Here is an 18,886-nt window from a genome sequence, read left to right as displayed (position 1 = left end):
ATGGGGGAGTATGCGATATTCGTTATCGCTTATCTACTAGGAGCCATTCCATTTGCCTATTTTGCAGGTCGCTTCAAGGGGGTTGATGTTCGCAAACACGGTAGCGGAAATATGGGCACCACCAATGCCTTCCGCTTGTTGGGTGCTAAAATCGGTGCTCTTGTGCTCTTAGGAGATGCCTTGAAGGGTGCCATGGCGGCCTATTTAGGGTATCATTTTTTCGGGCCTTGGGGAGGAATCGTGGCGGGTCTATTGGCCATGGCTGGACACAGTTGGAATCCTTTCTTTGGCTTCAAACCTAGCGGTAAGGGAGTGGCTTCCGGCTTTGGTATTATCTTAGTATTAATGCCGGAGATCACCGGTATAGCGATTGCCTTGTTTGTCCTAGTTGTATTTATCACTCGTTACGTTTCAATGGGCTCGGTATTAGGAGCTTTAACTGTTGGTGTTTTAGTTTTTATCTTGAACGAGCCCCTGGCGTATAAGGTTTTTGCAGTCATTGCTGTGAGTGGTGTGATTATTCGTCACCGCACGAATCTACAAAGAGTTCTCAAGGGAACGGAGAATCGTATTAATTTTAAAAAATAGGCAATAGTACTTTAATATATTTTGCTATATTCTTCGATATTTTGCTGGGGAGGGGGCATTATTTTGACTAAAATAACCGTATATGGAGCAGGGAGTTGGGGAACTGCCTTAGCTGTCGCTATGGGTAAAGCTGGTCATGAGGTCGTATTACTTGGTCGCAACCCCCAAGAGATGAGTCTCATGGATGAGCGACGCGAGAATCTTCATTACTTACCGGGAGTGACGTTGCCTGAGACCGTGCAACCATCTGTGGATATCACTGAACTTGAGGATACGGATATGCTCATCCTCAGTGTCCCCTCCCATAGTGTACGGGAGACTGCTCAAAGGATAAGATCCTTTCTTAAGAAGGAAACCATCGTTGTCAATACGGCAAAGGGATTAGAAGAGAGAAGCCATAAGCGCCTTTCCGAGGTACTCACGGAAGAGCTTCCAAACAACTCAATCGTGGTTTTGTCGGGGCCTAGTCATGCCGAAGAGGTGGGTAAGGATATGCCTACTACTGTCGTCGTGGCTTCCCACGATACGAAAGCTGCAGAAGCGGTCCAGGATGTCATGATGACTCCTAACTTCCGCGTCTATACCAACCCAGATACAATCGGTGTGGAACTCGGAGGAGCCTTCAAGAATATTATTGCTCTGTGCGCCGGTTTCGCTGAAGGACTTGGTTTTGGCGATAATACAAAGGCTGCGCTTATGACACGAGGAATTGCTGAAATAACCCGATTGGGTGTTGCTATGGGAGGGAATCCCTTGACCTTCGCGGGTTTATCTGGAGTCGGGGACCTTATCGTGACTTGCACCAGTCAACATAGTCGCAATCGTCGCGCTGGAGTCGCCTTAGGGCAAGGAAAACCTTTAGATCAGGTTTTACAAGAGGTAGGGATGGTAGTAGAAGGTATCCGCACTACAAAGGTAGCCTTTGAATTGAGCCGTCAATATGGGATATCTATGCCTATTGTGGAACAAGCCTATCAAGTTATCTTTGAGGGAACTGACCCCAAGGTAGCAGTATCAGCCCTCATGATGCGAGGAAAAAAACATGAGATTGAGGAAGTAGCCCAAATTGCTATGGAAAATAGTGCCTACAACACGAGGCTGCAGCGAAATGACTAGGTCAACCCAATAGGTCAACCATGCATCTCGGTATGAAGCCTGGTTTGCAAGCAAAAAAGACGTAAGGAAAAATTCCTTACGTCTTTTTTGCTTAATGGAATATATTGCTTGAACCTTACATAGCAATGATAAAGGATTGGGTAGTGGCTACGTAGGAGTTCTACAATGCAGAAAATTCTCGTGGCAAAAGAAATTTTGACATAAATGCCCAAGCCAATCAATATACTTATACTGCGTAACGTGCTAGTCCAGTTATCCGGTATCCATCATCTTGTGATAGGGAGGTGGGGGATAAGGTGGGGGCCCTTCCCCGGTTTTGGGACAGCACTCAAAAGGGAGGGAATTTTTGTGGAAAAAGTGGACATTTTTAAAGATATCGCCGAGCGCACAGGGGGCGATATCTACCTGGGAATCGTTGGACCAGTCCGCACTGGGAAGTCCACCTTTATCAAACGCTTCATGGACCTCCTGGTCCTGCCCAATATCACGGATGTTTTTGAGCGGGAGCGGGCGAACGATGAACTTCCTCAAAGTGGCTCGGGAAGACAAATTACTACGACAGAGCCCAAGTTTATTCCAGCGGATGCAGTGGAAATCTTAGTCAAAGACAGTATTCAAATGAAAGTTCGTCTCGTGGATTGTGTAGGCTATGCTGTGGAGGGAGCCATTGGCTATGAGGCTGAAGACGGGGAGGAGCCTAGGCTGGTTCGAACCTCTTGGAGCGATGAGCCCATCCCGTTCCAAGAAGCAGCTGAGATTGGCACGCGCAAGGTCATAACAGATCACTCTACCATCGGTATCGTGATCACCACAGATGGTTCAATCACAGACATTCCCAGAGAGGCCTATGTAGATGCTGAAGAACGCGTGATTGATGAATTAAAGCATCTAGGGAAACCCTATGTAATCGTCATGAACACAACTCGACCTTATTCGGAAATGTCCATGGAGCTAGCCAGCTCTCTTGAGGAAAAGTACGGTGTACCCGTGATTCCAGTCAACTGCCTGGAAATGACCCCCGAAGATATTACCCAAATTCTCGAAGAAGTACTCTATGAATTTCCCGTCGCTGAAGTCAATATTGAGATTCCTAAGTGGGTTGAAGAGCTTGAATCCAGTCACCCCGTCAGGACTAGCTTTGAAGAGGCAGTACGCCAATCCATCGAAGGAATTCGTCGCATACGGGATATTGACATGGCACTGGATAAACTTGGCGAATGCCCTAATGCACAAGATGTTCTGCTCAAACAGATGAATTTGGGAACAGGAACTGCTGACATAGAGATGACAGCCATCGATGGACTCTTTAAGACCGTTCTCGAAGAAATGACCGGCGTCGATGTAGAAGGGGAACATACACTCATGAGATTGGTCCTCGACTATAGCAAAGCGAAGAAGGAATGGGATAAAATTGCACCAGCTATTGATGAAGTCCGCGCCCATGGCTACGGTGTAGTAACACCTCATCTCGATGAAATGTTCCTAGAAGAGCCCGAACTAGTGAAATCCGGCGGGCATTATGGGATCAAGTTAAAGGCTAGTGCCCCATCTTTACATATCCTGCGTGCAGATGTCACCACGGAAATCACCCCTCTGATTGGAACGGAGAAGCAGGCGGAGGATCTCGTTCGTTACATCCTCGATGAATTCGAATCCGATCCCAAGAAGGTGTGGGAATCCAATATCTTTGGCAAATCACTTCATGACCTAGTTCGTGAAGGGGTTCAAACTAAGCTCTATCGGATGCCGGAAAATGCGCAACACAAGCTCCAAGATACATTGCAACGAATTGTTAATGACGGTAATGGTGGTCTAATCTGCATCATCATTTAGACCCTTAAGAGTGGGTTCCTGCGGGAGCCCTCTTTTTTTGTGCGTATCTTGTAGAAAAACAAATGTTGCCTTAGAGTGGACATTTGCTTATAATATCCTTACAGAAGCAATGAGGTTGCCCTAAGTTGAGGTTGTCTGAAGTTGATTTAGGTACTAGGAGCGAAGAAAGATGGCTAGTCAGAATCGTAATAAGGATTTCTTAATCATCAGTAAGAATATACTGCCGGAGGCAATTCTCAAAACAGCTCAGGCGAAGGAGCTTTTGGTAAAAGGCGATGCCCAAACCATTAATGAGGCTGTGGATCGAGTCCAGCTTAGCCGAAGTGCCTTTTATAAGTACAAGGATGGTGTGTTTCCCTTTTACGAAGCGAGTAAAGAGAAAATCATCACCTTATCTTTGACCTTAGAGAATACTGCGGGAGTTTTATCGAATGTCTTAAATACCATAGCTTGCTTCCGCGCAAATATCTTGACGATTAACCAGGGAATACCTCTACAAGGAATTGCTAACGTGACAATCTCTATTGAAAATACTGGGATGGTGGACACCCCGGAAAACCTGCTCGCTGGTCTAGGTGAGATTCAAGGGGTCCGTAAAATTGAAGTTATCGGGCAGAATTGAAGATAGCTAGAAAAGATACTTAGAAAGAAAACAAAACTAGAAAAAGACAAAAACCTACAAGTCTTGACAAGCAAGTTTGTAGGTTCATATTTTAAAATATGGTCGGAGCGACATGATTTGAACATGCGACCTCTACCACCCCAAGGTAGCGCTCTACCAAGCTGAGCCACGCCCCGATTAGATCCCCGTATTTGAGGGACTTATATAAAATAACATATGTCAACTTAAAATGCAAGACTATAATTTGCCACAATTTATGCCCATGGCGCTATCCTTGGACGTAGAATAGAAAAATTCATGTTAGAATAGTTTGTAGGTATGCACCGCTTTTGATAATATTAAACTGAGCGTGGCCAAGAGTAGGGAAGGGCGGGTATTAGCATTGAAACGACTTGAGTTTAACCGTTTTGTAGAATCAGATTTTGTCTGTTTGCGTTTGCTTCATGTTGCCAAGCAAGAAGATCATCTAGGAAAGAGGGAACGGATTGAAAAAGAATTTGCTGTCATGATCGACGATTTAATGTCCATACATTTAGACTATAATAACATCGGAAAACAAGTCGTTGCGATTTGGCAAGGGTATTGGATGGCACTCTCCACCTTAGATATAGCTGAGTAGAACAACAAGAGCTGGTTTACTTTTTTATTGACATGCACCATCATTGTGCTACAATTGTTTCGATAGAATTCCTTCTATTTTGCAATTGAAAAGGGGGCAACGATGACAAGATGAACAATTCTCTGGGACGTCATGTGTTGGCTGAAATCTATGGTTGCAACTTCGACATTCTTAATAACCGCGAAGAAGTCGAATCAATCATGGTCAACGCAGCCCTGGAAGCAGGCGCAGAAGTGCGCGAGGTGGTATTTCATAAGTTTAGTCCTCAAGGTGTGAGTGGTGTGGTCGTAATTTCAGAATCTCATTTAGCCATTCATACATGGCCAGAACTTGGTTATGCAGCCGTCGACGTCTTCACTTGTGGGGATCGGGTCAATCCCTGGGATGCCTGTAATTATTTGACCGAGCAGTTTATGGCAGGTCATATGACAGCTACAGAAATGAAGCGTGGGATCGTTGAAGATTCAAAGGAAGCGGTAAATCTTTAGGAGGGATATTTATTTTATTCCAGACTAGGATAAGACTAGCAAGGTAGGCCTTGTGACGGAGAGTTGCAAGGTCTATTGTTTTGAATTTCGTTAATGTAAATATTTGCTAATACATTATAGGATGATTTGTCTAAACCGGTAAAAAATAAGATAGTGAAGTGCGAAATAAAAGATAGGGGCAGGATTTTCGTAAAAAGCCTCGAATACTTCCTAGATTAGCCTCAAATATTAAGGAGAGATTGCCTTGTCGCTATTGACAGAACACTTCAAGGAGGAACTTGAAGAAATAAGAAAAACACTCAGACGTGAAATCAAGCTCAAGGCTGCGGAATTTGACGACCTTGTAGAATTGGATTTTGACGAACTGGATAATAACGCCTGCTCTCTCATTGTCCTTTCTATAAGTCAAGCCTTCGGAGGGGTTAACCGTTCAGCGATTCGCTTAGCAATAATTCTTCAATACATATTTATGGCCGACCAAGTTCATCGTTTGATGACTGATGATCCTGATTTAGAAGAGAGTAAACGGCAATTTCCGGTTCTTGTCGGAGATTTTCTCTATGGAAAGTTCTTTCTGAGTTTATGTAAAGAAAATATGCTACATTTCTTGGCTCCCTTGGCAAAAGTTATAGAGAGTATGAATCAAGGGGCTATTACCCGTTGGTTAGCTAAAGATAGAACAGTGGATCAAGCTGAATTTTTGAAGATTTTCGAGATGGAAAGAGCAACCTTGACAGGTCTTGCCGCACGTCTAGGAGCAGAGTTGTCAGGTTGCCCGGTAAAAGTGCAAAACCAATGTGAAGTTTTAGGATGGAACCTAGGGCTTGCCTGGGCTGCCTCACAGGATCAAGTTGAGGATAATGTAATTAATGATGCTTTGCATGAAGCTCGTAACGTCCTGCTAGAACTACCTAATCCCAAAGGTCACTCTTTAGGGGAACTCATCAATTATATCGAAAGTCATTTGAAAATAGAAACTCTGAAGATTAATTATGAATAGGTTTGTTTTGTAACTACAGTTATTCCATGTTAAAATTACATGCGAACGATTTGCTGCTTTAAGCTTAAAAATATACTTAATTAGTGCTAGAAGAAGTAGGGAAGGATGTGTGGGAATGCGTAGGCGGAAACGTTTGGACGAGAATATGCCACTCATGGAGCATATTAGCGCATTACGCAAAGTTTTATTATTTGCAGCCTACGGAATCGTATTAGGTACGGTAGTGGGATGGATTTATAGCGATCCTGTCTATCGGTTTCTCGCTAATCCGGTTCTTCAGATTGGAACAGTAGATTTTATTACCACAACTCCAATGGAACCTATTATGGTTAAATTGAAAGTTTCATTAGTTGTCGGAGTCGTTCTCGCCTTGCCGATTATTTTCTGGCAAATCTGGAGTTTTGTTCTCCCGGCTTTAAAGCAGAACGAAAAGAAATATCTGTATATGATTGTGCCCAGTTCCCTGATTCTCTTTGTCGCCGGTTTGGCCTTTGCTTTTTTCTTTGTTATTCCCATCGGCCTAAAATTTCTCCTTTTCGCAGGTGGAGCGGCGGTAGATTCAACACCTTTATTAACTAAGTCGTCCTATTTGACGTTTATCATTCGGTTTATCCTAACCTTTGGCTTGGTGTTCCAACTACCGGTTGTATTACTACTCTTGATTCGCATCGGGGTAATTACTCCAGCTAGTTTGGCAAAAAAGCGGAAGTATGCTTTTTTTGGCATCGTTGTCGTAACCATGCTCATTTCACCAACTCCGGATATCATGACACAGAGTCTTATGGTTTTACCTACCTATTTACTGTATGAGGTTAGTATCTGGCTCGGGTATATTGTGGTGCGAAATCGAGAAAAGACACTGCAAGGATAGGGGGGGTAAGAAATGAGTTTCAATGAAATTATTGTATTACTGGTTATCGCCTTAGTATTGTTCGGACCGGAAGATCTCCCGGACGTGGCTCGCGCCATCGGCAAAGTGGTGTTTGAGATAAAGAAGATTGCTGGAGATATGACGAAGGAATTTCAGGATGTCGTCGATACTCCAAGTAATGTACTTAAGAAGACACTGGATGAGACTTTAAAGACACCAACAACCACCCCAAAGAAATCCAGCCAGGCAGATACGCAGGGAACAGCAGACGCAGCTAAGACCGAAGCAACTGATGATTCTGAAACCACAAATCCCACACCTGGTGAGAACGATACGTCTGAGGAAGAACTATTAACTTATGATGAGGATCCCCTTGCGGAACTTCCACAAGATATGGTTTCCCACGAAAAATAGGGTACAAGCAGGTGAACCAATATTGAAACAACTTTGGCTTTTTAATCAGATCAACTCCGATTTACAGAGAGTTGAAAAAGAACTTCATGCCTATATTGAAACAGATTTCCCCGTGTTGGATCAATCTGCTGTTCAATTACTAGACGCTGGTGGGAAACGATTACGTCCAGCTTTTACTCTTTTAGCGGGTAAATTTTATGGTTATCCTATTGATAAGCTTCTTCCAGTGGCCATGGCTTTAGAGCTGATTCATATGGCTACACTTGTCCATGATGATGTAGTCGATGCTTCAACCACCCGACGAGGTCGTCCTACAGTTAAAGCAAAGTGGGGAAACATAGTATCCATAGCAACAGGGGATTATCTATTAGCCAAAGCTCTAGAGTTGCTGGCCCAGATTAATCACCCCGATGTATCGCGGATTCTCGCTGAAGTGAGTGTTGAAATGAGTCAGGGAGAAATTCAACAGATAAAAGCATCCAATGATGTAAACCAAAATCTAAAACAATATTACTATCGTATAAAGCGCAAAACAGCCATGCTTATCTCAGCCAGTTGCAAACTGGGTGCTATAGTCTCCTCTGCACCGCGCCGTGAAGTGTGGGCCTTGGGAGCATATGGTCATGACTTGGGAATGGCTTTTCAAGTCGTGGATGATGTACTGGATGTAACTTCTGAAGCATCTGAGCTGGGTAAACCCGTGGGGGGAGATATTCGTCAAGGAATCATGACTTTGCCTCTGATTCTCGCTTTAGATCGATCTAAGGATAAAGACCAATTGCGCAAAATCCTTGGGAAGACTGAAAAGACCGAAGGAGAAATCACCGAATCAATTCGCATGATTAAAGAATCAGGAGCCATTGAAGCCTCAATGCATTATGTTGATTTATACATAAACAAAGCTAATACTCACTTGCAAGAGCTTCCTAATGTACCCACCCGTAAAGCGTTAGTGGAGCTGGCTTGCTTTATCAAAGCTCGAAAGTTTTAAAATAAGGAAAAGACTATTCAGATCGAAGGGATTGATGGTAAGGCAATTCTTTCGATCTGTTTCTTTAACGCGATGGTGCTCTAACCATTAATCATAAGAATGAATATGCAGGGCGAAAATCGATTAACGACAGATAACGGATGATAATTGTGAAATCTTTATGAAATGATTTAGAGATGTAAAAATTACCGAAAAGTTGTACTTTGCAATAAATAATTTCTATGGTATTCTTTTTACAGGACAAAGAGCAAAGTGTGACGACCATAATTAATACAATCATTTATTTTGTTTTATAAACGTGGTCATAAGCTTTTTGTGGTGAAAAAATGGGTAAGTACAAGAGAGGGATTTAGAGAAAGGGGTTGTTCCATTTGTCAAAGCTCGATGTAAAATTAACACGTCGTACTGCTTTAAAGGTTGGGGCGTTAACTGCTGCCGCTGTGGCCGTAGGCATCCCAATGGGAAGCTTAAAAGAAACGAGTGTTAAGGCAGCGGGAACGGAGTCGGGTGAATCGAAGCAATTAGGTTTCTCGTATGACCAAAACAAATGTATAAACTGTAAGTTGTGTGCCAAGGCTTGTAAACAAACGAACAATTGGGAGCCGGGAGCAGAATGGCGTAAAGTGCATTCAGCCAAGACTGAAAAGGGATCAGTGTTCTTGTCCATGAGCTGCAATCACTGTGAAGAGCCGGCATGTATGACTGTATGCCCAGTAAAAGCTTATACAAAACGCGAAAAAGATGGCATCGTAGTACACGATACCAAAAAATGCGTTGGCTGCGCCTATTGCGTCTATGCCTGCCCATATCATGCGCCTCAATTTATTAAGTCCGGTACAGGAGCTGTTACAAAATGTAGCTTCTGCGTCGAGATTCAAGACGCTGGCGGTCAACCTGCTTGTGTAACTGCCTGTCCTGTTGATGCACTTAACTATGGCGATATGACTGAACTTCGCAAGATACCGGGTGCTGTTGCTCCGGAAGTCAATGGTCTTCCGCCAGTCAGCATTACCAACCCTTCATTTGTCATTATTCCGAAAGCTTAAAGAAGTAAGGAGGAAAAAGAAACATGCATCTTCATTGGGGATGGTTAATCGTCATATATCTCTTTTTAGGTGGTTTAGGTGCTGGAGCATACCTAACTTCATATGCTGCCGGAAAAGGGTGGTTAGGAAATTCACCCGCCTTAAAGCGTGCAGGATATTTTATGGCTGCACCTATCGTAGCCTTTGGTACAGCGCTCTTAGTATTTGACTTAGGTCAAGGGTTGAAGAAACCTTGGCTTTTAATTGGACTTTTAAGAAACATCACCTCTTCAGTTATGACTTGGGGTGTGTATATTCTGGCCTTATTCATCTGCGTAGGACTAGTTGTTGCCTTCTTTACCTTAAAGAAAAAGGCAATTCCCAAGGGTCTCGAAGGCTTGGGTGCGATTTTGGCCTTAGCTACGTGTGCTTACACTGGTCTTCTTGTTGCTGTTGTTGAAGCAATTCCCTTCTGGAATAGCTTTGCTATGCCAATATTATTTGTTATCTCAGCTATTTCTACAGGTCTCTCCATCACGATTTTAGTGGCTAATATTATTGATAGAGGTCTGGCAACAGATGAATATAAGACGACAAAGCTTCACTTTTATCTTGTGAGCTTGGAGATTGTTCTTGTGGCCTTTATCTTCAGCTTGGCTAACGCGGGAAACAAAGGTGCCGTTGCGGCTGAATCAGCCGGTAAAGCAATTTCCGGTGATCTCGCTCTTTGGTTCTGGGTCTTCTTAGTCGGACTAGGACTCGTGATTCCGCTTCTCATCTCAGCCTATGGAATTAGAAAGCTTGGCAGTTCTGCCCATAGCGGTCATGTACAGGCTGCAGCCGGAAGTAGCAGCTCAGTTGCTGTACATGAAGAACATGGATTTGCGAAGGTTCTCCTTCTTAGCGATGCTTTCGTGGTTTTGGGTGGCTTTGTGTTGCGTTATGTGGTTATTTTTGCAGCTCTACCCATTTGGAACGGAACCTTAAGCTAAGTTAGGATTAGATAATCTCATAGATAAATCATGCAGGCAAAGCTTCACTCCGTAACAGACATAATATGAGGAGCTTTGCCTTTTCTTTTTATCACTAAACCAATCCACCCATTGACTCCCTCCCTTATCCACTTAAACTATTGCTTAACTCAAGACAAGTGAGAAGACAGGGTCTACGGGTTTTTATGTAAGAAAGTGCATAAATTCACTATTTATCTTACTGATTTCTTAATAATATCTTACTTAAATCTCAAAGAACTATGATTTTTCTGTGAAACAATCCTCCCATCTAGGATTAGTAGGGTATATAGTGTAAAATAATACATAAAATAAGCCTTTGGTGAATCTAAGATTATCCAAAATTGTTACTGGAGGGTATCATGAGTAATAAGTCAGAAGGATTTGTGGAGAAGATTTGGGACATTTTTAGTTCTATGAAAACGGGGCTGTTTCTGCTCGGTGTTGTTGCCTTGGTCTCGGGAATAGGAACCTTGGTACCTCAAGTTTCCCTTGATCCGGAGGGGGCTGACGCAGTTGCAGATATCTGGAAAACATTAGGATTTACCAATATCTATGCATCCCCCTGGTTTCAGTTCTTATTAGGGTTACTCTGTATCAATCTTATTGTGTGTAGCGTACAACGTTTCGGGGGAGTCTATAAGCTGAGCTTTCAACCTGAACCCCCTCATGAGCATTCCGCACTTCCGCAAAAGATTTTTAGTCAAGTAAACAGTAAGGATAGTGAGGCACTCAGGCAAAGAACTCAGGAAGTCCTTAAGAAAAAGGGCTACCATGTGAGCCAGCTGGAAAAAGAGGGAGAATGGAACTTTACCGCCCAGAAGCATCGTCTCGGCAATTGGGGATCATTTATAACGCATATCTCCTTTGTTATCTTAGTTATTGGAGCATTGATCGGATCCCTTGGCGGCTTTAAAGGTTATATTATGGCTGGGGAGGGAAGTGTCATCCCCATTCAGGAGATTGAAATCTATAAAGGCCAAGTGAAAGATGATTTTATGGTTAAGATTAATTCCGCGGAAGACCGGATATTACCCAACGGTGAGCGGGATAATTGGTATACGGATTTAAGTATTATTGAATCGGGAGAGGAAGTTGCACGCAAATCTATATCAGTCAATCATCCCCTCACCTACAAGGGAGTAACGTTCTATCAATCCAGTTATGCACCCGGTGGGTTATTTACCGTGAAGGTGAACGGGGAAGAATACCCGGTAGTTCTTCAGAATGGCGGAGGTAACTACTTTAACGCACCTGGAACGAATCTTTTTCTAGTTATGTCGGCCATGAAAACTGATCCCCAAGAACCAGTCATTCTTTATCAAGTTTTTAATGAGACCAGTCAAGTTGAGATGGGACAACTTACCCTAGGACAAACAGAGACTATTCAAGAAGATTACAGCATAACCTTTGAGAAGGCTGCCGGATTCACTGGCTTACAAGTCAAGGAAGATCCTGGGGTATGGATGGTTTGGCTTGGCAGTGGGCTATTAATGTTGGGCTTGCTGTTGTCATTCTATTGGCGACCCGTTCGCATTTCTGGTATTCTGAAGTTAGAAAAAGATCATGAAGAAGAATTTGAACTGGCCATAGGAGCATACTGCGGAAAGTTTAACATGGGGATTAAAGAAGAATTTGACAGTATTGTGGAAGAACTAGAGAGCGGAAATCAAGTTACAAAATAAGGGGTGAATTGCATTGGGTGGATCCTTGGAGAATCTAGAAATTATTATGTTTTACATTATGGTAGCAGCTTTTGTGATAAGCACTGTCCTATATTGGTTAGGAATGGCTATGAAAAAGGACCTCATTAACCACTTGGCTACTTTTGCAGCCATTATCGGACTTGTTGCCAATACCGCCGCTATTGTCCTGCGTTGGGTTGTTACCCAAAGACCACCATTGACCAATGGCTACGAATTTATTTTGACCTTCTGTTGGGGAATAGTCATGATCTACTTGTTCGTAGAGTTTCGCTATAAATTCAAAGCCTTGGGCAGTTTTGTGATGCCGGTACCCTTTCTATTGCTAATGTTTATCATCATGAAGATGGGCCCCACCGAAAGAGTGTCGGGAGCTATCCCTCCGGCCTTGAAAAGTCAATGGTTGACCTTCCATGTGTTCACAGCAATGCTGGCCTATGGAGCCTTTGCGATCTCCTTTGGTTTGGGGATTATGTATTTAATCAAAACCAGCGCCAATACCAACGAGAAGAATACTAAGGAGACCTGGTCAAGTCATTTTCCTCACGAAAACGTTCTAGATGAGTTAGCCTACAAAATGATCGGCTTTGCTTTCCCCATGCTGACACTCTGTATTGTGACGGGTGCTATTTGGGCTAACTATGCTTGGGGGACGTACTGGTCGTGGGATCCCAAAGAAACATGGTCATTGATTACCTGGATTATTTATGCTGCATACCTTCATGCACGGCTGATGTATGGATGGAAGGGGAAGAGAGCTGCTTGGATGGCGATTATAGGATTTGCAGCGGTGCTGTTCACCTTCTTTGGGGTGAACTACTTACTGCCAGGGCTTCATTCTTACGCTTAATCAAGACTTTGTTCATAATAACACTTAATGGCCCCATAAAAAAAAGTTTGTTTTTAAGTTGGGAGTTTCGTTGTAAGATTAGATTAGAATATTTATTAACTCAATCTTGACTGAATAAGATGAAGCGGGGGGCTGTAAGTGTCACATTATTACCCCATCTATGTAGATTTGCAAAACAAACCAGTTCTTGTCGTGGGCGGCGGGACAGTAGCATATCGAAAAGTAAAGACCCTCTTGGAGCATGGGGCCATCGTGCGCATTGTCTCACCAAAGCTCAATCCGGATCTCAAAAGACTGGTGGATAGTGTTCGATGTATCTGGGAAGAAAAAGAGTATGCTGCCGATGACCTACAAGATGCACTACTGGTATTTTCCTGTACAGAAATCGAGGCGGTTAACGGGGCTGTTGCCGGGAATGCTAAAGATGCCTTCCGCCTGATTAATGTGGTGGATGATCCGGAGAAGTGTACCTTTATTGTGCCCTCCATACTCGAGCAAGGGGATTTGAGCATTGCTGTCTCCACGGGCGGTAGCAGCCCTATCGTGGCTCGTCAGATTCGAGCTGAACTGGAAAAGTGTTATGGAGAGGCCTATAAAGATTATTTGGTATTGCTGAGAAGCTGGCGAAAAGATGTTAAAAACCAGCTGACAGCCGAACAAAAAGAAAAATTCTGGGACCAGGTTACCGATGGAGGGGTACTTCAGCTCATAAAAAACGGTCAGCTAGATGACGCGAAGGGAGTAGTGGAAAAGTGTTTCCGATCACTGTTGGATTGAACCACAGAACGGCTCCAGTAGAGATTCGTGAGAAGGTTAGCTTTCATCCTTCGCAGGTTAACAAAGCCTTAGCTGAATTGAATACCCTCTCTGCTTTAAATGGAGTGGTTCTCTTGAATACCTGTAACCGCTTGGAGATTTATGCTGCTACTCCTGAAGTTGAGTCAGGAGTTAGCGCCATTAGGAGTTTTCTTGCCCGACACGGGAATCTTCAAGAAGAAGACCTTAGCCAATACCTTTATGTTCATGGTCTTTATGAATCAGTACGTCATTTGTTTCGAGTGGTTGCGGGCCTGGATTCCATGGTTATGGGAGAAACGCAAATTTTGGGTCAAGTGGCAGAAGCCTACGATAGGTCATCACAGATGAATGCATCCAATAAGGTGATTCATACTATTTTTCAGAATGCTTTAGCCATTGGTAAAAGGGTACGTGCTGAGACACAAATTGACCAACATCCCACCTCAGTTTCTTATACTGCGGTTGAACTCGCTAAGCAAACCTTTGGGGATGTGAAGGATAAAAGCATTTTGATCATGGGAGCCGGCGAAATGAGTGCCCTGACAGCAAAGCATCTTGTAGCTAACGGGGCGTCTACTGTAATGGTCTCTAACCGTTCCTTCCAGCGGGCCCAAACCCTTGCGCAAGAGTTTTCCGGAAAGGCCATCCCTTTTGAAGATATTGACACAGCATTAGTCGAAACGGACATTGTCATTTCCGCAACTGCTGCTAACCACTTTGTTATTTTACCGGAACGCATGCAGCGGGTTATGAAGTTGCGTGAATATAGATCCTTATTAATGATTGATATAGCCGTTCCCAGAGATATTCATCCCGGCGTCAATGAATGTGAAGGGGTTACTCTGTTTGATATTGATGATCTGCGTGGAGTGGTAGATGCCCATCAAAAAGCTAGGGAAGATGCGGCGATTCAGGCAGAAAAGATTCTCGAAGAAGAAATGGGTCGCTTCATGAAATGGCACAATTCTTTATTTGCCGTTCCCACGATTATTGCTTTACAGCGTCGAGGCGAGCAGGTTCGCGATGTAATGGTGAAAAATGCCCTTAATAAACTGGGACCCATCGATGCGAAGCAAGAGAAGGTGATTCGCTCCATGGCTAACTCCATTGTTACTCATCTCCTACACCCACCGATAGCAAACTTGAAAGAAGTGGCCCATACCAGTCAAGGGCATCTTTATACGGAAATACTACAAAATTTATTTGATTTAGACGTGGATCAAGAATCACCTCATGCAGGACGGAGTGTTCATCACGCAGTGGGTCATCATTCCAACCAAGGTTAAGAGGGGGAGCATATGCAGAAATTTAAGATTGGTACTCGAGATAGTCAACTTGCTCTTTGGCAAGCAAAATGGGTTAAAGATAAGCTACAAGAGCTTTACCCGGAAGTGGATTTTATACTTATACCTATGAAAACTAAAGGAGACAAGATACTTGATGTTCCTCTTGCGAAAATTGGGGATAAAGGTCTTTTCACCAAAGAATTAGAGGTCGGCTTACTTAGCGGCGAGATTGACTGTGCAGTGCATAGTTTAAAAGATCTACCGACGATTTTACCAGCCGGCTTAGATATTGCTGTTTTTTGTGAGCGAGAAGAGCCAAGGGATGTCTTCCTAAGTAGAGAGGGAATCCAGCTAGCCGACTTGCCTGCTGGCTCGATCATTGGTACCAGTAGCTTAAGACGCAAAGCCCAGTTACAGAACTATCGAAGCGATTTGGGTTTTGCTGATTTGAGAGGGAATCTGCAAACCCGTTGGCGCAAACTTCAGGAATCGACCATGGCCGGTATTGTTCTGGCTGCTGCCGGAGTTAAACGATTGGGCTGGGAAGAGCGCATCACGGAATATATACCTCAAGAGATTATGCTTTCGGCCGTAGGGCAAGGGGCGATTGCCGTAGAAGTTGTCTCTGATCGTGAGGATGTACGTGAGTTACTCTCGGCACTGAATCATCGGGAAACCGAACGAGCAGTCAGAGCAGAGCGGGCCCTCCTTCTTCGTTTGGAGGGAGGCTGTCAAATTCCGATCGGGGCTTTGGCCGTGACAGATGCTCAACAGATAAATCTCAGGGGAATGGTTGCCTCATTAGATGGCCAACGAGTTTTGAAGGTTTCTCTAACGGGAGATGATCCTGAGAAATTAGGAAAAGAAGCCGCTGAAGCACTGATTGCTCAGGGGGCTCTGGATATACTTAGCGAGATTCGAACTAACTTAGAATCGTAATATTTTATCATAATAATTGGATTGGAGTGTTCTAATTTGGACAAGGGATATGTCTATTTAGTCGGTGCCGGGCCGGGAGATCCGAAGTTGATTACAGTCAAGGGTTCAGAGTGCATCGCGAAAGCTGATGTGCTTATTTATGATCGATTAGCCTCTCGCCGCCTTTTAACTTTAGCTCGTCCCGATTGTGAGCTTATCTATGTTGGTAAATCCCCTGATCGTCATACCCTGCGTCAGGAAGAAATCAACGCTCTCTTAGTGCAGAAGGGATTAGAAGGAAAAATTGTTACACGTTTGAAGGGTGGAGACCCTTTTGTTTTTGGCCGGGGGGGAGAAGAGGCCGAGGATCTTCTGAAAGCGGGTATCTCTTTTGAAGTTGTCCCAGGTGTTACTTCGGCGATTTCAGTACCTGCTTATGCCGGTATTCCCGTAACTCATCGGGATTTAACCTCTTCCTTCGCAGTAATTACCGGACACGAAGATCCGACCAAAAACAGCTCAGCTTTGGCTTGGGAGCATTTGGCGACAGCGCATGGAACCTTGATTTTTTTGATGGGCATGGAAAACTTATCTTTGATTGCTTCTAAACTTATCGAAAATGGCCGTTCAGCCTCTACCCCGGTAGGAATCATTCAATGGGGCACTCGACCTGAACAAAAGGTCCTTGTGGGTGAACTGCATAATATTGCTCAACTAGTAAAGACTGAAGGGTTTACGAATCCTTCTATTATTATTGTTGGTGAGGTTGTTCAGCTAAGGGAAAAACTACAGTGGTTTGAAAAAAAACCTCTTTTTGGGCAACGGGTTATTGTGACTCGAGCTAGACACCAAGCGAGCGCCCTTTCTCAAGGTATTGAGGATCTTGGCGGGGAACCTTGGGAATTTCCAGCGATTGAAATCGCTCCGCCAACAGACCCCAATCAGATGATTAATGCGATTAAAAATCTGAAGCGTTTTGAATGGGTAATCTTTACCAGTGTTAACGGGGTGGAAGAGTTTTTTAAAACTTTAATAGAGCAAGGAAAAGACGTTCGAGATTTATTTGGCATGGATATTGTGGCGATTGGTCCGGCGACCAGAGATGCCCTTGAGAAACGCTGCTTGAAGGTCTCATTTGTGCCTGAAGAATACCGAGCAGAAAAGATAATTGAAGGATTAGCCAGTCGAGTTTTACCCGGTCAAAGTGTCTTATTAGCACGAGCTGAGGAAGCCCGGGATATACTTCCCGAGTCTTTGAAGGCACTTGGGGCTGATGTCTGGGACGTACCTGCCTATCGAACGGTGCTTGGCAATGCGAATAAGGAGGAGCTACAAAACCTCTTGAAGGAAAAGGCAGTATCAGCAGTTACCTTTACAAGTTCCTCAACAGTTCGCAATTTTATGCAGTTGATTGATGGCGAAAAAAGCCTTTTAGATGGGGTGAAGCTTTTCTCTATCGGCCCGATTACCAGTAAGACTGCGACGGAATGTGGCTTGACTATTGATGCTGAAGCAAAGCAATACACAATTAAAGGGCTTCTTGAGGCCCTAGCCGGGGGGGGAAAAGAATGATCAGTGTAACCAAATTGCTTTTTAATACAGAATACTTCGGAGACTCGCTGCGTTACACCAAAAGCTCCAAGGGTTCTCTGCATGGCACCACGGCTGGCTCCGGTCCGGTAGTTGTCTGGAATTCTACACGTACCTGTAACCTGAAGTGCGTCCATTGTTATATGGAATCCGATGCCCAGAAATACCAAGGTGAATTAACGACGGAAGAAGCCAAACGTTTTATTGATGATTTAGCTGACTTTAGAGTTCCTGTACTCCTTTTCTCGGGAGGGGAGCCTTTAATTCGTCCTGACTTTTTTGAATTGGCGGAATATGCAGCCGCCAAAGGAATCCGGCCGACCCTTTCGACCAATGGGACCCTGATTACACGGGAAGTGGCACAACGGATAAAGAATATTGGGGTTGGTTATGTAGGGATCTCTCTGGATGGGTTGCGGGAGGTAAATGATCGATTCCGTGGCAAAGCAGGGGCGTTCCAAGCTGCTATGGAGGGTATCCAGAATTGTGTTGCCGTGGGACAACGGGTAGGTCTTCGTTTTACTATTAACAGCCATAACCTTAATGAGTTAGATAGGATTTTCGATTTCATTGAAGAAGAAAACATCAATCGGGTCTGTTTTTATCACCTGGTCTACTCCGGCCGAGGCAATCAGATGATCAAAGAAGACGTCTCGCCTGAGCAGTCTAGACAAGCTATGGAGACAATTATTCGTCGTACCATCGACTTTGAAGAGCGGGGCCTAAAGAAAGAGATATTAACCGTGGATAACCATTGTGATGGAGTCTACCTCTATCTGCGAACTTTGCAGGAAGACCCAGTAAAGGCACAGGAGGTCAAAGAATTAATCAGCATGAATGGCGGAAATCGTTCGGGGATTGCCTTTGCCGAAGTAGATCCTCTTGGCTACGTCCATCCGGACCAATTTACCCAACATATTACCTTCGGCAATGTCCGTGAACGAAAATTCGGAGATATCTGGACTGATGTTTCTCATCCTATTTTGGCGGGCCTAAAGGATCGTAAACCCCTTCTCAAAGGTCGTTGCTCAAAATGTCAATATCTTGATAACTGTAATGGTAATTTCCGTACTCGCGCTGAAGCAGTGACCGGAGACTTTTGGGAATCCGATCCAGCCTGCTACTTGACCGATGAGGAGATCGGGATTAGATAATAGGGATGGA

Annotated in this window: 19 protein-coding genes and 1 tRNA gene; 19 read left to right on the top strand and 1 reads right to left on the bottom strand. The window is 44.0% G+C overall.

What is annotated here, in order from left to right; translation table 11 throughout:
• From plsY to DESDI_RS11240, 4 genes are all read left to right on the top strand, one after another.
• Positions 1–588 (top strand): glycerol-3-phosphate 1-O-acyltransferase PlsY, encoded by a 588-nt coding sequence (gene plsY, locus DESDI_RS11255; RefSeq protein WP_015262733.1) that lies wholly within the window; start codon positions 1–3, stop codon positions 586–588.
• Positions 589–651: 63 nt separating this feature from the next.
• Positions 652–1,704, top strand: a complete 1,053-nt coding sequence (locus DESDI_RS11250; protein WP_015262732.1) for an NAD(P)H-dependent glycerol-3-phosphate dehydrogenase — start codon at positions 652–654, stop codon at positions 1,702–1,704.
• A 348-nt stretch (positions 1,705–2,052) separates the two neighbouring features.
• The gene (gene spoIVA / locus DESDI_RS11245; protein WP_015262731.1) at positions 2,053–3,537 is read left to right on the top strand and encodes a stage IV sporulation protein A; all 1,485 of its coding nucleotides are present in this window, start codon (positions 2,053–2,055) and stop codon (positions 3,535–3,537) included.
• A 169-nt stretch (positions 3,538–3,706) separates the two neighbouring features.
• A complete protein-coding gene (locus tag DESDI_RS11240) occupies positions 3,707–4,159 on the top strand; it encodes an ACT domain-containing protein (RefSeq protein ID WP_015262730.1) in 453 nt (150 codons plus the stop codon).
• 99 nt (positions 4,160–4,258) lie between these two features.
• Here the strand turns inward: DESDI_RS11240 and DESDI_RS11235 are convergent.
• A tRNA-Pro gene (locus tag DESDI_RS11235) sits at positions 4,259–4,335 on the bottom strand.
• Positions 4,336–4,541: 206 nt separating this feature from the next.
• On the opposite strand from DESDI_RS11235, the gene DESDI_RS11230 reads away from it, so the two are divergent.
• From DESDI_RS11230 to nirJ1, 15 genes are all read left to right on the top strand, one after another.
• Positions 4,542–4,778, top strand: coding sequence for a hypothetical protein (locus DESDI_RS11230; protein ID WP_015262729.1), 237 nt, complete (start codon positions 4,542–4,544; stop codon positions 4,776–4,778).
• A gap of 110 nt (positions 4,779–4,888) precedes the next feature.
• Positions 4,889–5,266, top strand: coding sequence for an adenosylmethionine decarboxylase (speD, locus tag DESDI_RS11225; protein WP_015262728.1), 378 nt, complete (start codon positions 4,889–4,891; stop codon positions 5,264–5,266).
• Between the two features lie 244 nt (positions 5,267–5,510).
• Complete coding sequence (locus tag DESDI_RS11220) at positions 5,511–6,266, top strand: isoprenoid biosynthesis enzyme family protein (RefSeq protein WP_015262727.1); 756 nt, start codon at positions 5,511–5,513, stop codon at positions 6,264–6,266.
• Positions 6,267–6,381: 115 nt separating this feature from the next.
• Complete coding sequence (tatC, locus tag DESDI_RS11215; protein ID WP_041219428.1) at positions 6,382–7,137, top strand: twin-arginine translocase subunit TatC; 756 nt, start codon at positions 6,382–6,384, stop codon at positions 7,135–7,137.
• Positions 7,138–7,149: 12 nt separating this feature from the next.
• Positions 7,150–7,551, top strand: coding sequence for a Sec-independent protein translocase subunit TatA/TatB (locus DESDI_RS11210; protein WP_015262725.1), 402 nt, complete (start codon positions 7,150–7,152; stop codon positions 7,549–7,551).
• Positions 7,552–7,573: 22 nt separating this feature from the next.
• On the top strand, positions 7,574–8,542 hold the full coding sequence (locus tag DESDI_RS11205) for a polyprenyl synthetase family protein (protein ID WP_015262724.1): 969 nt from the start codon (positions 7,574–7,576) through the stop codon (positions 8,540–8,542).
• Between the two features lie 371 nt (positions 8,543–8,913).
• Positions 8,914–9,588 carry a 4Fe-4S dicluster domain-containing protein gene (locus DESDI_RS11200; protein ID WP_041219426.1) on the top strand — a complete coding sequence of 225 codons (675 nt, stop codon included), beginning with the start codon at positions 8,914–8,916 and terminating at the stop codon, positions 9,586–9,588.
• 23 nt (positions 9,589–9,611) lie between these two features.
• Entirely contained in the window at positions 9,612–10,559 is a 948-nt protein-coding gene (nrfD, locus tag DESDI_RS11195; RefSeq protein WP_015262722.1) for an NrfD/PsrC family molybdoenzyme membrane anchor subunit, read from the top strand.
• Positions 10,560–10,939: 380 nt separating this feature from the next.
• Positions 10,940–12,262 (top strand): cytochrome c biogenesis protein ResB, encoded by a 1,323-nt coding sequence (gene resB, locus DESDI_RS11190; protein WP_015262721.1) that lies wholly within the window; start codon positions 10,940–10,942, stop codon positions 12,260–12,262.
• A gap of 13 nt (positions 12,263–12,275) precedes the next feature.
• Positions 12,276–13,130 (top strand): c-type cytochrome biogenesis protein CcsB, encoded by an 855-nt coding sequence (ccsB, locus tag DESDI_RS11185; RefSeq protein ID WP_172635899.1) that lies wholly within the window; start codon positions 12,276–12,278, stop codon positions 13,128–13,130.
• 138 nt (positions 13,131–13,268) lie between these two features.
• Positions 13,269–13,907, top strand: coding sequence for a precorrin-2 dehydrogenase/sirohydrochlorin ferrochelatase family protein (locus DESDI_RS11180; RefSeq protein ID WP_015262719.1), 639 nt, complete (start codon positions 13,269–13,271; stop codon positions 13,905–13,907).
• A complete protein-coding gene (gene hemA, locus DESDI_RS11175; RefSeq protein WP_015262718.1) occupies positions 13,883–15,214 on the top strand; it encodes a glutamyl-tRNA reductase in 1,332 nt (443 codons plus the stop codon). Before DESDI_RS11180 ends, hemA begins: the two co-directional genes overlap by 25 nt.
• A gap of 12 nt (positions 15,215–15,226) precedes the next feature.
• Entirely contained in the window at positions 15,227–16,153 is a 927-nt protein-coding gene (gene hemC / locus DESDI_RS11170; RefSeq protein ID WP_015262717.1) for a hydroxymethylbilane synthase, read from the top strand.
• Between the two features lie 36 nt (positions 16,154–16,189).
• Entirely contained in the window at positions 16,190–17,704 is a 1,515-nt protein-coding gene (gene cobA / locus DESDI_RS11165; protein ID WP_015262716.1) for a uroporphyrinogen-III C-methyltransferase, read from the top strand.
• Positions 17,701–18,876: a putative heme d1 biosynthesis radical SAM protein NirJ1 gene (nirJ1, locus tag DESDI_RS11160; RefSeq protein WP_015262715.1), complete on the top strand. Its 1,176-nt coding sequence runs from the start codon at positions 17,701–17,703 to the stop codon at positions 18,874–18,876. The genes cobA and nirJ1 overlap by 4 nt, the downstream gene beginning before the upstream one ends.
• The last annotated feature ends 10 nt before the right edge of the window (positions 18,877–18,886 follow it).

Origin of the sequence: Desulfitobacterium dichloroeliminans LMG P-21439 (assembly GCF_000243135.2) — a bacterium.
Lineage (GTDB): Bacteria > Bacillota > Desulfitobacteriia > Desulfitobacteriales > Desulfitobacteriaceae > Desulfitobacterium > Desulfitobacterium dichloroeliminans.
The sequence above is the reverse complement of the archived record's forward strand: the minus strand, read 5'-3'. Positions and strand labels throughout refer to the sequence as shown.